A 13712-nucleotide genomic window follows, 5' to 3' on the forward strand; every position below is an offset into this window, starting at 1 on the left:
TTCCTCTCTGGCGAAGGCGCGGGATTCCGTGCTATGGAAGGGCCATGCCCATAAAACAACTCGCCATCCCCTCCATTGTGCTGGCCGCGCTGCTGCTTGCGGCCTGCGGCTCCGACCCCGTCGCCCCGGCCGGAATACGGGCGTCCTATGTTCCCCGCGCCACGGCGGTGGCGGAGCGGACCACCCTGCCCCGGCTGCATGAGGCCGTGGGCACGGTACGGGCCAGGACCGACGTGAACGTCGAGGCTCAGGTCACGGGCCGGGTGCTCGAAGTGCTGGTGCGCCCCGGCGACAGGGTGGCCCCTGGCGACAGGCTGGTGGTCCTTGACGGCCGCGCCTCCCAGGCCCGGCTCGACCAGGCCCGCCAGGCCCGCCAGAGCGCAGCCAGCATGATCGCCCATGCACGGGACGGCCTGGCTTCGGCCAAGGCCGCCTTCACCCAGACAGAGGCCGCCTATCGACGAATGCGCCAGCTCGGCGAGCAGCGCGTGGTCACGGCCGAGGAGGTGGAGCGGGCCGAGGCCGCCTATCTTCAGGCACGGGCCGCCCTGGGGCAGGCCGAGGAGGGCGTTGCCGCGGCCCTGGCCCGCGCCCGCGAAGCGGACGAGGTGATCCAGGAGGCCGAGATCGGCCTTGATCACACCACCATCGTGGCAGGCGAGGCCGGCGAGGTGGCCAGACGGCTGGCGGAACCGGGCGACCTTGCCTTTCCCGGCAAAGGCTTGCTGGTGCTCCAGACCGGCGAGAGTCTGCGCCTGGAGGCCATGGTCCGCGAGGGGCTCATCGGCCGGGTGCGCGTGGGCGATACCGTGCGCGTGGCCGTCTCGGCCCTGGGCGAGGGCGACACCTTGGAAGGCGTGGTGGACGAGATGGAGCCGCTGGCCGACCCGGTGACGCGCTCCTTTCTGGTCAAGGCCCGGCTTCCCGAGGCCCCTGGCCTGTATCCCGGCATGTTCGGCCGCCTCTTCGTGCCCCTTGGCGAGCGCGATGCCGTGCTGGTTCCCCGGGCTGCGGTGACCCGCGTGGGCCAGCTGGAAACGGTCATGGTCAGAGAGGGGGACTCCTGGCAGCCGGTGCATGTGCGGACCGGGGACCGAGTGAGCGGCCGGCCTGGCGATCTTGTGGAGGTGCTCTCCGGCCTGTCCGGCGGTGAGACTCTGGGCGTGGGCATGGCCGAACCGGCCGACCGCACCGGAGGGGAGGGCTAGATGGTCGGCTCCGAGCCCGGCCGCACCGGCCTTATCGGGAGCATTGTCGGCTATTTCCTGACATCGCGCATGTCCGTGATCCTGGCCCTGGCCGCCCTGGCCCTGGGAGCGGCGGCCATCGTCGTCACCCCGCGTGAGGAGGAACCCCAGATCGTGGTGCCCATGGCCGACGTGGTCGTGCGTGTGCCCGGCGCATCGGCCGAGGAGGTGGAAAAACTCGTCACCACCCCCCTTGAGCGGCTGCTGTGGCAGATCGACGGGGTCGAGTACGTCTACTCCATATCGCGCAAGGACATGGCCGCTGTGACCGTGCGCTTCTTCGTGGGCGAGAACCGCGAGGACTCGCTGATCAAGCTGCACACCATGATAGCCAAGAACGTGGATCTGGCGCCGGGCATCGTCGAGGGCTGGGTGGTCAAGCCCGTGGAGATCGACGACGTGCCCATCGTGGCCCTGACCCTGCATGCGGACCACGGATACGAAACGCTGTATTCCGACCACGACCTGCGCCGCATGGCCGAGGAGATGTTCCACCGGCTGGCCGAGGTGGAGAATGTCTCGCGCATTACCCTGCACTCGGGGCGCAGCCGGGAAGTTCGGGTGGAAATCCGGCCTGAACGGCTGACCGGATTCAACATCTCGCCCCTTGAGGTGCGCCGCGCCCTGGCCGGGGCGGACCGCGCCCTGACCGCGGGCGATCTGGTGGCCGCCGACCGGCGTACCCGTGTGGTCAGCCAGTCCTTCCTGCTCTCGGCGGGCGAGGCGGCCTCGCTGGTGGTGGGCGTGTTCGACGGCAGACCCGTGTATCTGCGCGACGTGGCAGACATCAGCGACGGTCCAGGCGAGCCTGCCGACTACTCGCGCATCGGTTTTTCCGATACGTATCTTTCCCGGCTGGGCCTCGACACGGCCCACCCGTCGCGCCCGGCCGTGACCCTGGCCGTGGCCAAGAAAAGAGGCGTCAACGCCGTGACCGTGGCCGATACCGTGGTGGTCCGCGCCGAGGAATTGCAGCGCGAAGTGCTGCCCAGGGGCGTGACCCTCACCGTCACCCGCAACCAGGGCGAGACCGCCCAGGCCAAAGTCAACGAACTGCTCTCGTCCCTCGGCTTCGCCATCGTCACGGTGGTGGCGCTGCTCGCCTTTGCCCTGGGCTGGCGCGAAGCCCTGGTGGTGGCCCTGGCCGTGCCCATGAGCTTTTCCCTGGCCCTGTTCGTCAACCACCTCTTCGGCTACACCATCAACCGCGTCACCCTCTTCGCCCTCATCCTTTCGCTTGGTCTGGTGGTGGACGACCCCATCACCAACGTGGACAACATCCAGCGCCACATCCGCGCAGGCATCAAGAACTCCCTTGAGGCCACCCTGGACGCCGTGCGCGAGGTGCTGCCCCCGGTGATCATGTCCACCCTGGCCATCATCGTCTCCTTCACGCCGCTCTTCTTCATCACCGGCATGATGGGACCGTACATGGCCCCCATGGCCGCCAACGTGCCCCTGACCGTGACCTTCTCCACCCTGGCGGCCCTGACCGTGGTACCCTGGATGGCGTGGCTGCTCCTGCGCCACCGCCACGGCCAGACCGCCCCGGACACGGCCGCAGCAGCCGAAGAGGGGAACCGCGGACCCGCGCCCAATGCCCGGCTCCTGGCCGTCTACACCCGGATCATCACGCCCTTTCTGGGGACGCCGCGCAATCGACGGCTGCTGGCCGTCGGCATCCTGGCCGGGCTGGGGCTGTGTCTCGGACTGGTGGCGTTGCGGCTGGTACCGCTCAAGATGCTGCCCTTTGACAACAAGAACGAGCTGCAATTGCTCGTGGACATGCCCGAAGGCACCACCCTGGAGCGCACCGACAGGACGCTGCGGGACTTCGAGGCATTCCTGCGCACCGTGCCCGAAGTCACCACCCTGGTCACCTACGCGGGCTCGCCCTCGCCAATGGATTTCAACGGCATGGTCCGCCATTACTACTGGCGCGACGAACCCCATCTTGGCGAAATCCGCATCAACCTGACCGACAAGTCCGAGCGCACCATGCAGAGCCACGCCATCGCCCTGCGTCTGCGCGATCATCTGGACACGGTGGCCCTGCGCCACGGGGCGGTCATCAAGCTGGTGGAAACCCCGCCTGGGCCGCCGGTTCTCTCCACCCTGACCGCCGAGATCTACGGCAGGCCGGACCTGCCCTATCCTGTCCTTCTCGACGGCGCGGCACACCTGCGCGAGATGATGCGCAGTGAGCCGGGCGTGGTGGACGTGGACGACTCCTCCGAGGCGGACCGCCCCATGCTCGACTTCGTTCTCGACAAGGAAAAGGCGGCCTTGCACGGCATCACGGCCTCGGACGTGGTCCAGACCCTGCGTCTGGCCCTAAGCGGCGAGGAGCCCGCCTTTGTCCACGCCCCTGGCGAACGCCAGCCCCTGCCCGTGCGAGTCGTTCTGCCCGCTGCCCTGCGCACTGGGACACAGGCGCTGGACCACCTGACCATGAAGAGCGCTTCCGGGGCCATGGTCCCCCTGGCCGAGGTGGGATCTTTCCGCGAGATCGCCACGGACCAGCCCATCCTGCACAAGAATCTGCGCCGGGTGGCCTACGTCTACGCCGAGACGGCGGGCGTGCCTCCGGGCGAGGCCGTGCTCGACCTCAAGAAAAGGCTGCGCAGCGACCCCATGCCGCCGGGCACCACGGTGGACTGGGCTGGCGAGGGCGAGTGGAAGATCACGCTGGACGTGTTCCGGGATCTGGGGCTGGCCAACGCGGCGGCCCTGGCCTCCATCTATGTCCTGCTGGTGATCCAGACGGGAACCTTCCTCATGCCGCTGCTGGTCATGTCGGCCGTGCCTTTGACACTGCTCGGCATCCTGCCGGGATTCTGGCTGCTCAACCTCGCGGCGGGCTCCTCCGTGGGCGGCTACGCGGACCCGGTCTTCTTCACGGCCACCTCCATGATCGGCATGATCGCCCTGGGCGGCATCGTCATCCGCAACTCGCTGGTGCTCATCGAGTTCATCCAGTCCGAGCTGGCGGCGGGCAGACCGCTCCGCGAGGCCATCATCCAGTCCGGCGCGGTGCGGATGCGCCCCATCCTGCTCACCGCCCTGACCACGGCCCTTGGGGCATGGCCCATCACCCTGGACCCCATCTTCTCGGGCCTGGCCTGGGCGCTCATCTTCGGCCTGGCCGCCTCCACCCTCTTCACCCTGGTGGTGGTGCCAAGCGGCTATTATGCCCTGTACGGCGGAGGCAAGGACAATCCCGCCAGCTGACCCTTCTCAGATGGCCCAGGTGTCGAGGTCGATGAGGCCGAGGCGGGCGGCGTAGCGGATGAGCTCCACCGAGCTTTGCAGACCGAGCTTCTTCATCAGGTTGGTGCGGTGGTTTTCCACGGTCTTGGGGCTGATGAAGAGCTGGGCCGCCACCTCCTTGGCGGTGAGGCCCTCGGCCAGCAGGCGCAGCACCTCCTGCTCGCGGGCCGTGAGGGTGGTATAGGGGTCGCGCCCGGCTGTCTGCTCGTCCTTGGCCTGCATCAGCCGGAAGACCACCTCCTGGGACAGGGCGTCGTCCAGAAACAGCTCCCCCCTGGCCACGGCATCGAGCCCCCGCATCAGGTTGCCAGCGGCCGACTCCTTGATCAGGTAGCCCGATGCGCCCGCCCGAAAGGCCTCGACGATGTAGTCCGCCTCCGAGTGCATGGAGATGATGATGAACCGGGTCTGGGGCAGCGAGCTTTTCAGCTCGCGGATCATCTGGATGCCGTTCTTGCCCGGCATGGAGATGTCCACCAGCATGATGTCGGGCTTGTGCCGTTTGCCGAGCCGGATGCCGTCGGTGCCGTTGCCCGCCTCGCAGACCACGGTGTACCTGTCGTCACGGTTGACGATTGTTTTCAGTCCTTCCCGAAACAGGGGATGGTCGTCCACGATCATGAGTTCCATGCCTGGGCGCTCCTTTTGGTGGTTTCAAGGGGAATGCGAAAGACGATGCGCGTCCCTGTCCCGGTCAGGGACTGGATCTCCACGGTGCCGCCGAGGAGTCTGGCCCGCTCCTCCATGCTCCGCAGGCCCATGCGCTTTTCCGCCGCTGCGTCGGCCATGCGCGAAACCACGTCAAACCCCTGGCCGTTGTCCTCCACGCGGACGAACAGCTCGGGATGGCTGCGCACAAGGCGCACCGAAACGCGGTCAGCCCGGGCGTGCCGCGCCGTGTTGTTCAGCGCCTCCTGGACCATGCGGTAGACGTTGATCTCGGCGTCGAAGTCGAGGACCATGTCTTCTGTGCCCACGGCCTGAAACGCGACATCGAGCCCGGTGCGCCCGGCGATTTCCCCGCAATGGTTCTTCAAGGCCCGAATGAGCCCGAGCTGATCCAGAGCAGGCGGACGCAGCCCGTAGGCAATCTCGCGCACCGCGGCGATGGCTCCGCGCACCACCTCGGCAACGGCATCGGTCCGGCGTTGCAGCACCCCGTCCACCTCGGCCAGCCCGTCGAAGAGGGTCTCCATGTTCAGGACGATGGAGGAAAGATCCTGGGCCACGTTATCGTGCAGATCGCGGGCAATGCGCTGACGCTCATTTTCCTGGGCATGAAGGAGCTGCCGGGTGAGGGAGAGGATGCGCTCCCGGGCCTGCCGACGCTCCTCCGCCTCGGCCGTCAGCCGGGCGTTGGCCTCGGAGAGTTCTGCCGTGCGCCGCTTGACGCGGCTTTCCATCTCGGCATGGGCGGCCCGCAGTTCCGCCTCGAGGAGCTTGTGGCCGGTGACATCCGTGAGGATGATCAGGCGCGCCCGCGCTCCGTTCCAGCGGATGGGCTTGAGGCTCAATGTCACCCAGACGGCCCTGCCGTCGGCCCCCACCACGCGCAACGGCGCACCAGGCCCGTCGCCCCGCCCGGCAAGATAGGCGGCCAGACTGCCGCGCACCCAGGCTTGATCATCCGGGTGAATCAGGTCCATGGGGTCAAAGGTTTTCAACTGTTCGCAGGGGGTGTTCAGCATCCGGGCCATGGCATGGTTGACGAAGACCACCGCCCCGTCGCGGACCACCGCCACCCCCTCCTGGGCGTTCTCCACCAGGGCGCGGTAACGCTCCTCGGACTCGGCCAGGGCCTGTTCGGCCCGCTTCCGGGGGGTGACATCCTGAAGCGAGACGATGACCCGCGAAAGGGTCTGCCTGTATTCGGGGGGCACGGAAAAATGAACCATGACCCAAAGGATCTCCCCATCCAGGGTGCGGTGGGTGATTTCGCCGCTGTATTCATAGCCGCCCGAGGCGAGGACGACCATCTCCTCGGTGAAGGCCTGCATGGAGGATTCGGTCAAAACCTTGTCGAGCTGGCCGAGCAGCTCCTCCCTGCTCCCGGCCCGCAGCAGATTCAGGGTGGCCCGGTTCACGGCCACCACCTCCACCAGCGAGGCGCAGCGGGCCAGGTCTTCGGGATGGTCGGCGAAGTGGCGGCGAAAATCGGTAACGCCCTGTTCCCGCAGACTGTCGAAATGCGCCTTGAGCCGCGTCAGATCCTCCTCCCACAGGGAGATGGGCGAATCCTCGAACAGGGCGCGGAACCGGGCTTCGCTTTTCTTGAGAGCCTCCACGGTGTTCATGTACTCGGTGGCGTCGCTGGCCATCCCTTCCACGGCCACGGGTATCCCGTTTTCATCGCGGTGCAGGACCAAGCGCTGACGCGCCCAGCGCACTTCGCCCGACTTTTTGACAAACTGGAAGAGATACTCGGGCCTGACCACACCCCGGCACATTTCATCCCACACCTCGCTGAAATATCCGCGCCAGTCAGGATGGATCATTTCGCGCACAAACAGGGGGTGCGACATCATCTCGTGCGGCGTGTAGCCGGAGAACCGCTCCACCGAAGGGCTGATGTAGTCGTAGGTGCCATCGGGAACGGCCATGCGAAAGAAGATGTCACTGGTGGAATTGGCGATAAAATTGAGACTGTATCTGGCCACGGCAAGCTTCCTCTGAGCCTCGTGCCGGGCGGTGGCGTCCGAGAGAATGCCCTCGATGGCTCGGGGCGACCCCGGGGAGTCCGCGTGCAGGGTGATGCGCTGGTTTATCCAACGCATCGAGCCGTCGCGATGGATGAGGGGAAACTCGTACTCGTGGCGACAGACGCCGTCCAGCAGCTCGGTCCACCAGAGGTCCAGCACCCCGGTCCATTCAGCCGGAACGAGCTGCTCGAAGAGGCCGGGCACTTCGTAGAAGTCCTTGGGCGGGTGGCCGGTGATGCTCTCCACGGCCGGGCTGATGTAGTCGAAGCGCTTGTCGACCAGACGCTGACGGAAGAGGCAGTCCCGGGTGTTCTCTGTAAGGAAGCGCAGATGGCGTTCGCTCTGGGTCAGAGCATTGCGCAGCCGCCGCCGGGCCGAGGCGTCGCGCATGATGGAAATGACGTGGGTGAGACGGCCGGAGTCGTCCAGCACCGGGTCAAAGCGGCCCCAGACGGGGCACAGCCTGCCCGAGGCGGTGCGGATGGCGTATTCCCCTTCCCAGCTGCGCCCCGTGCCCATGACCGGAGCCACGGTTTCCTCAAGCAACACCCGTGTGGGGCCCGGCAGGATGTCCTGGGCCCGGCCGGCCAGAATCTCCTCAAGCGAATAGCCGTAAAAGTCGGTGAATGCCTGGTTGGCGAAGATGGGCCGCAGACCTGCATCGCGAATGGCCATGGCCACGCCCGAGGCGCTGAGCACCTGTTCGAAGAGGTGGGGATTGATCTCCCGCCCCACATGGGGGGTGGTCGGCGATTTTGTTTTCACGCGCACTCGGGGTCAGGGGTGGCCGGATCGGGTCTTGTTCCTTAGCATTTCTTAACCCATTCGCACGGGGAAGGGAAGACGACCGAGACAACGGACGACCGCTTTTTACCGGGACCACGGCCAATCCCGGATGGCCGGGGCGCACCGGCCGCCATCACTGCGCCAGTCCCGCGATCCACGACGCCCCGAGCCGGGCGTGTTCCTCAGCCACCTGCTCGACCCAGCCCGAGAACTCGCCCCGGGCGCCAAGAACCTCCTGCCCCCCCCGAAGCGGGGCCATGACTATGGTGAAAGCCAGCCCCTGGCCATCGCGCAGGGATTCGAGGGTGGAGACAAAGGATTGCCAGCGGCCCAGGTTGCGCCCGGTGATCAGCCAGAGCACGGGCATGTCCAGCCGGGCCAGCCCGGCGCTGCCCGGCAGTCCGTCCGGGCCCACACTGTCGTCGAGCAGGCAGACCAGAAAGGCGGGGCGCACCGCCTCCGGCTCCAGGGCCAGGGCCAGGGCCAGACCCGCAGCCACTCCGGTGCCGTTGCCCCACACCCCTGCCCGACTGCCATCCACCGCCTCCAGTCCGACAAAATACGCCAAAGCGGCAGCCGTGTCCGCCGCCTGCCTCTGCCGGGCGCGGGTTGCGGCCTCGGCCACGCTGATGCCCTCGGGCCGGACAGAGGCAACGGCCTCGCCGGACTCGTCGCAACCGCGTGGCCGGAAGGAGAACACCGCCAATCCCGACGCGGACAACGCCCGCGTGAAACCCCGGACCAGTCCATCGTCCACGCAGCGCTCCCCGTAGGTCAGGACCACGCCGGGATGCCCCCCTCCGGCGGGCGGCAGAGTGGCCCGCCCCGCCAGGGCGTCCTGCTCCTTGCCGGACTTTCCACGCGCCTTCGGTTTCGGAGCCGGGTCGGCACCGGGCGCGGCAAACTGCACATCGCTCTCGCGTACATGGACCTTGACCGGGAAATGGGCGATGCGGTCGTCGTCGGTCATCAGGATAAACCGCTCGATGCGGTCGTCCTTGGCCAGAAAGGTGACGGTGCCCGTGACCGGCTCGTCGGCATAGAGCGAGGGGCCGATGGTGTAGATGTACTTGGCGAACTCCTTGAGGCGGCGCAGGGTCTTGTTCTTGGAGTCGTAGATGAGGAAACGGCCATACTCGGTGTCGCGGGCGTCGATGATGGAAATGGTCCGGTCGTCGCGGGTCTGGAACTGCCCGGAGAATTCCGAGGATTCGTAGGTGTAGTATTCGGCCATCATGGACCGGCCAAACCTCGCCTCGTGGCCCCGATGCGCGAGAACGTCATGCCGGCTGACCATGATGGGCGGGCCCTTGCCCTCCTCTTGCTCGCCGGCCGGAGACGGCCGGGACGCCTCCTCGGAAGGGGGCGGCGGTTCGGACGGCGCAACGGTCTTGACCGGGCTGATGTCGATGGCCTCGGCCACGGGCGGCGGCTCCTGCGGCGGCGGAACGGATGCGGGAGTGTGAGCGGGAGCGGGCTCGGGGGGAGGTGCGTCGTCCAGAAGAATGGTCTTGTCCATTGGCAAGGCTTGGGGTTGGGGCTCTGGCGCAGGCTCGACCGGAAGCGGCGCAGGCAACGGGGTTGGCTCGGGAAACGGGGCGATCACGGGCTCGGCCAGGGCCGTCAAATCCAGCTCCATGAGCTTGGGCGGCAATGTTCGGCCCAGATGCAGAGTCTGGATCAGCACCGTCGCAATAAGCGCATGCAGGAAAAAGGAAAGCAGCAGACTGAGTGTACGCATTTCCGGGCCTTGTTCCATCGTCCTTGCCAATGCTGGCACAACAAGACCGGACAGGAGGCTTCCGGTCCTTTATTCAGTGTACGCCCCCAAGCGGCCCATGGCAAGCGCACCAAACGGAAACGATGTGTTTCCAGACGGTTGGTGTCGGAAATTTCGATCGAACCATGGACCGATGTCCGGCCCGGATGCACCGTGACCGCCGGAAGGTCCGGCCGGACGTTGCATTTTCGCCAATGACCGACTAGGGTTGGATCAAGGTGCGCCCCATCGCGCAAAGCCGGGATCAAAGGAGGCAACGATGCTTGTCAGAGACTGGATGACGGCCAATGTCATCACCCTGGGCGTCAACTCGTCGGTCATGGACGCAGCCGACATCCTGCGCCGCAAGGACATCCGGCAGTTTCCCGTGATAGACGCCGAAGGAAGGCTGGCGGGTATCGTGTCGGACCGGGATATCCGCGACGCCATGCCGTCCAAGTTCATCCCTGGCGACTGTACCGACGGCCGCGAAGGCGGCCTGAACACCCTGACCGCCAGCGACATCATGACTCCCGGCCCCCTGACCGTGGCCCCTGACACATCCATCAACGCAGTGGCAGACATCCTGGTCAGACACAAGGTGGGAGGACTCCCCGTGGTCGAAGGGGGGGTGCTGGTGGGCATCATCACCCAGGCGGACGTGATGCGTTTCCTTTGCGCGGCGGCAGGGTCGGTGCGCTCCGGCATCCAGCTCGCCTTCCGCCTTGAGGCCCAGCCAGAACCTCTGGCCCAGCTGCTCACCGACATCCGCGATATGGGGCTGACCTTCACCAGCGTGTTCACGGCCTACGACATCCGCAACCCCGGCACCCGCAACGCCTACATCCGGCTGGAAGGCCCTGGCGGCCGCGCCGTGGAGCAGCTGGTGGAAGCCCTGCAAAAGAAATACGTGGTCCTCTTCTACGTCAACGAGGGCGTGACCGTGGACGTGGCCTGACCGGCCGCATCCCCGCGATGTCAAAGGGCCGCGCTCCCCGGAGAGCGCGGCCCTTTGCCGTGGCGTCTAGTCGGCCAGGGCCTTTTTGACGGAATCGAGCAGCTTTCGGGTGTCGATGGGTTTGGTGAAGGTGTCCACCACATCAAAGACCTTGGCCAGCTCGACGATGGCCTCGGGGTTGAAGGCCTCGCCGCCCGAGATGGCGATGAACTTGCGGGAGCGGTCTGACTTGATCAGCTCGCCCATGACCTGGAGCCCGCCCTTCTTGGGCAGAAAAATGTCGATGATGCTCAGATCGACGGCATTGTCCCTGAACACCCGCAGGGCCTCCTCGCCGTCAGCCGCCTCGACCACCGCGTAACCCTCGGCTTCGAGCACGCTCCTGAGCAGCTCACGGATCATGGGGGCGTCGTCAACAATCAGTATGGTCTTCATCCTCCCGCTCCTTGCGTTGATGGTCGTCTATCAATTCAGGGCCGACTCCCGCTTCAGAAACTCTAGCGCGGACCGGACCTCGGACTCAAGCGTCTTGTATTCCCTGGCAGCGGATGCGTGGTCCTGCTGGCGGCAGAAGAACTCCACCTGCTCGGCAAGGGCGCCGGCCCGGCGTCCCCCCACGGTCTTGGCGCTCCCCTTGATGGAGTGGGCCAGCCGCCCGGCCTCGTCCAAACGCCGGGAAGCCAGGGCTTCGGCCAGATCTTCCAGATCCCTTGGCGTGTCGCGCAAAAAGATGGCGTCCATGCGTCCGAGCAGGGCGCGGTTTCCGCCGAGCATCTCAAGGGCCGTCTCCCGGTCAAAGGCGTGGCAGCCCTTGTCCGTCCTGTCGGGAGGTCCGGCCGTGCAGTCTCCCTGCGAGGCATGGCCGCCCTTCCCCTCCGAGGAGTCGTCCAGCGCGGCAGAATCGCTGCTCACGGCCGCGGCCACGGTCGCATAAAAATCATCAATGCGGATGGGCTTGGCGATATAGCCGTTCATGCCTGCGCCCAGGAACCGCTCGCGGTCGCCCTTGAGGGCGTGGGCGGTGAGGGCCACGATGGGCACCTGGGGGTCAAGGGCGCCCGATCCCGGATCACGGATGGCCCGGGTGGCCGTGATGCCGTCCATGACGGGCATCTGCACATCCATGAGCACCAGATCGAACCGCTGGGACCTGACCGCCTCCAGGGCCTGGGCACCGTTTTCCACGGCCACGGCCTCGTAGCCCTTTTCGGCCAGCAGGTCCAGTGCCAGACTGCGGTTGAGCGCGTTGTCGTCGGCCAGCAGGACGCGCAGGCCGGGCCTTGGCGGGGCGGCTTCAACCTCGGCGCGGTCCGCCTCCAGAGCCTCGGGGTCGCCCACGCCGAACCTGACGGCAAAGGAAAAGGTACTGCCTCGGCCCTCCTCGCTCTCCACCGCCAGGACGCCGCCCATCAATTCCACCAGCAGCTTGCAAATGGCCAGCCCGAGCCCGGTGCCGCCGTGCTTGCGGGTGATGGAGTCGTCGGCCTGGAGGAAGGATTTGAAGATGGCGCGCCGCTTTTTCCTCGGAATGCCGATACCCGTGTCCGAGACGGCGAATTCAAGGGTCAGCGACTCTTCTGTCGCGGCAGGATCCCGGCCCTGGGCAACGCCAATGCGTACGGTCACGCCGCCAGCCTCAGTGAACTTGACCGCGTTGGCCACAAGATTGACCAGCACCTGGCGCAATCGGCCAGGGTCGCCCACAATGGCCCGGGGAACTTCCCCGGCCACCTCGGCCACCAGGACCAGCCCCTTGTCCGCGGCGTGCAGGCGGTGCATGTCCAGCGCGGTGCGCAGCACCTCGCGGACATCGAAGTCGATGCGCTCCAGGGCGAGCTTGCGCGCCTCGATCTTGGAGAAATCAAGAATGTCGTTGATGACCGTAAGCAAAGAGGTGCCCGCTTCGAGGACGCGGCTCAGACACTCGTTCTTTCGGGTGGGATCGTCCACGCGCAGGGCCAGCTCGGCCATGCCAAGCACCGCGTTGAGAGGAGTGCGTATCTCGTGGCTCATGTTGGCCAGGAACGCGGACTTGGCCCTGGTGGCGGCGTCGGCCTTCTTCATGGCGGCCACCAGCCGGGTGGATTTGCTGGTCAGCTCCGCGTTGGCCCGCTCCAGCTCGCGGGTGCGAAGGCGGACCTTGTCCTCGGACCTGTCGTGGGCGATCTTGAGGGCGTCCTCAGCCCGTTTGCGGTCCGTGATGTCTATGCCCAGGACCATGATCATCCGCTCCCCGGACGAATCGGTCATGGGGCTGCACTGGAGATGAAAGGTGCGCCCCCGGGCGTCGGTCCAGTCCCACTCCTGGGTGCGGTCCGTGCCCATGGATTCCATGGGCGGGCACCCCTCGCAGGAGTTGTTGGCGCAATTGAGGGCGTCTGCGCACTTCTTGCCCTTGGGGCTGCCGAAATACTTGCGGAAATAACGGTTGGCGTAGCGGATGGATTGATCCGGGTACAGGTGGTAGACGATGCCGGGCAGGGACTCCATGAAAAAGATCTGGCGCTGCTGTTCGCGGCGCAGATCCTCGTCGGTGCGGCGCAGTTCGGTCAGGTCCAGGGTGTTGATGGCCAGCCGCGTCACCTCGCCCCAGGGATTGGTCACAGGCACGATGGAATGGACCAGCGAGCGCCCCCCGACCTCTTCCTCGAAGCGCAGAAAACGCACGGACTCGATGGCCTCGGCAATGCGCTCCCGGCGCGAATCCGCCGAGTCACGCGGGAGCAGGTCGTAAATGTTGGCCTGCTCAAGCTCCTTGACCGTCTCCATGCCATAGAGCTTGGCGGCCATGAGGTTGGCGGCCAGCACATACCCGCTCACGTCGATGATCAACGACGATTCCATGGACGATTCGAGCAGCGCCCTGGAGGTCTCGTCCATGGAGACATATGAGGTGGGCCTTGCCGGCCGCAGGGGAAGCGCCATTATCCTTTCCCTTTCATCGGTTTCGGCGGTGTCTGCCAGGGCCCGCCGCGCACAGGCGGTCCACTCTG

8 protein-coding genes are annotated in these 13712 nt (G+C 66.4%); 3 read left to right on the top strand and 5 right to left on the bottom strand.

The features are described 5' to 3' along the window. Positions 1-44: 44 nt before the first annotated feature. Positions 45-1208, top strand: a complete 1164-nt coding sequence (locus GKC30_RS02755; RefSeq protein ID WP_155932161.1) for an efflux RND transporter periplasmic adaptor subunit — start codon at positions 45-47, stop codon at positions 1206-1208. Beyond that, complete coding sequence (locus GKC30_RS02760) at positions 1209-4478, top strand: efflux RND transporter permease subunit (protein ID WP_155932162.1); 3270 nt, start codon at positions 1209-1211, stop codon at positions 4476-4478. Between the two features lie 6 nt (positions 4479-4484). Here GKC30_RS02760 and GKC30_RS02765 read toward each other — a convergent pair whose 3' ends face one another. From GKC30_RS02765 to GKC30_RS02775, 3 genes are all read right to left on the bottom strand, one after another. Beyond that, positions 4485-5147: a response regulator gene (locus tag GKC30_RS02765; RefSeq protein ID WP_155932163.1), complete on the bottom strand. Its 663-nt coding sequence runs from the start codon at positions 5145-5147 to the stop codon at positions 4485-4487. After that, positions 5135-7981: a PAS domain S-box protein gene (locus GKC30_RS15190; RefSeq protein ID WP_367613937.1), complete on the bottom strand. Its 2847-nt coding sequence runs from the start codon at positions 7979-7981 to the stop codon at positions 5135-5137. Before GKC30_RS15190 ends, GKC30_RS02765 begins: the two co-directional genes overlap by 13 nt. Positions 7982-8135: 154 nt before the next feature. Continuing rightward, positions 8136-9743 (bottom strand): hypothetical protein, encoded by a 1608-nt coding sequence (locus tag GKC30_RS02775; RefSeq protein WP_155932164.1) that lies wholly within the window; start codon positions 9741-9743, stop codon positions 8136-8138. A 298-nt stretch (positions 9744-10041) separates the two neighbouring features. Here GKC30_RS02775 and GKC30_RS02780 point away from each other — a divergent pair, with 298 nt between their 5' ends. Then, positions 10042-10719 carry a CBS and ACT domain-containing protein gene (locus tag GKC30_RS02780; protein ID WP_155932165.1) on the top strand — a complete coding sequence of 226 codons (678 nt, stop codon included), beginning with the start codon at positions 10042-10044 and terminating at the stop codon, positions 10717-10719. Positions 10720-10785: 66 nt separating this feature from the next. Here the strand turns inward: GKC30_RS02780 and GKC30_RS02785 are convergent, their stop codons facing one another. Both GKC30_RS02785 and GKC30_RS02790 read right to left on the bottom strand, forming a co-directional pair. After that, complete coding sequence (locus GKC30_RS02785) at positions 10786-11154, bottom strand: response regulator (RefSeq protein ID WP_155932166.1); 369 nt, start codon at positions 11152-11154, stop codon at positions 10786-10788. A 30-nt stretch (positions 11155-11184) separates the two neighbouring features. Then, a complete protein-coding gene (locus GKC30_RS02790) occupies positions 11185-13599 on the bottom strand; it encodes a PAS domain-containing hybrid sensor histidine kinase/response regulator (protein WP_231117001.1) in 2415 nt (804 codons plus the stop codon). Between the last annotated feature and the right edge of the window lie 113 nt (positions 13600-13712).

It is taken from the genome of Pseudodesulfovibrio alkaliphilus (assembly GCF_009729555.1).
GTDB classification, from domain to species: Bacteria; Desulfobacterota; Desulfovibrionia; order Desulfovibrionales; family Desulfovibrionaceae; genus Pseudodesulfovibrio; species Pseudodesulfovibrio alkaliphilus.

Bases quoted from the DNA above. Each gene is read 5' to 3' on its own strand.
- GKC30_RS02760 (WP_155932162.1), top strand. From the start codon at position 1,209: ATGGTCGGCTCCGAGCCCGGCCGCACCGGCCTTATCGGGAGCATTGTC.
- GKC30_RS02785 (WP_155932166.1), bottom strand. From the start codon at position 11,154: ATGAAGACCATACTGATTGTTGACGACGCCCCCATGATCCGTGAGCTG.
- GKC30_RS02775 (WP_155932164.1), bottom strand. From the start codon at position 9,743: ATGCGTACACTCAGTCTGCTGCTTTCCTTTTTCCTGCATGCGCTTATT.
- GKC30_RS02755 (WP_155932161.1), top strand. From the start codon at position 45: ATGCCCATAAAACAACTCGCCATCCCCTCCATTGTGCTGGCCGCGCTG.
- GKC30_RS02765 (WP_155932163.1), bottom strand. From the start codon at position 5,147: ATGGAACTCATGATCGTGGACGACCATCCCCTGTTTCGGGAAGGACTG.
- GKC30_RS02780 (WP_155932165.1), top strand. From the start codon at position 10,042: ATGCTTGTCAGAGACTGGATGACGGCCAATGTCATCACCCTGGGCGTC.
- GKC30_RS02790 (WP_231117001.1), bottom strand. From the start codon at position 13,599: ATGGACGAGACCTCCAGGGCGCTGCTCGAATCGTCCATGGAATCGTCG.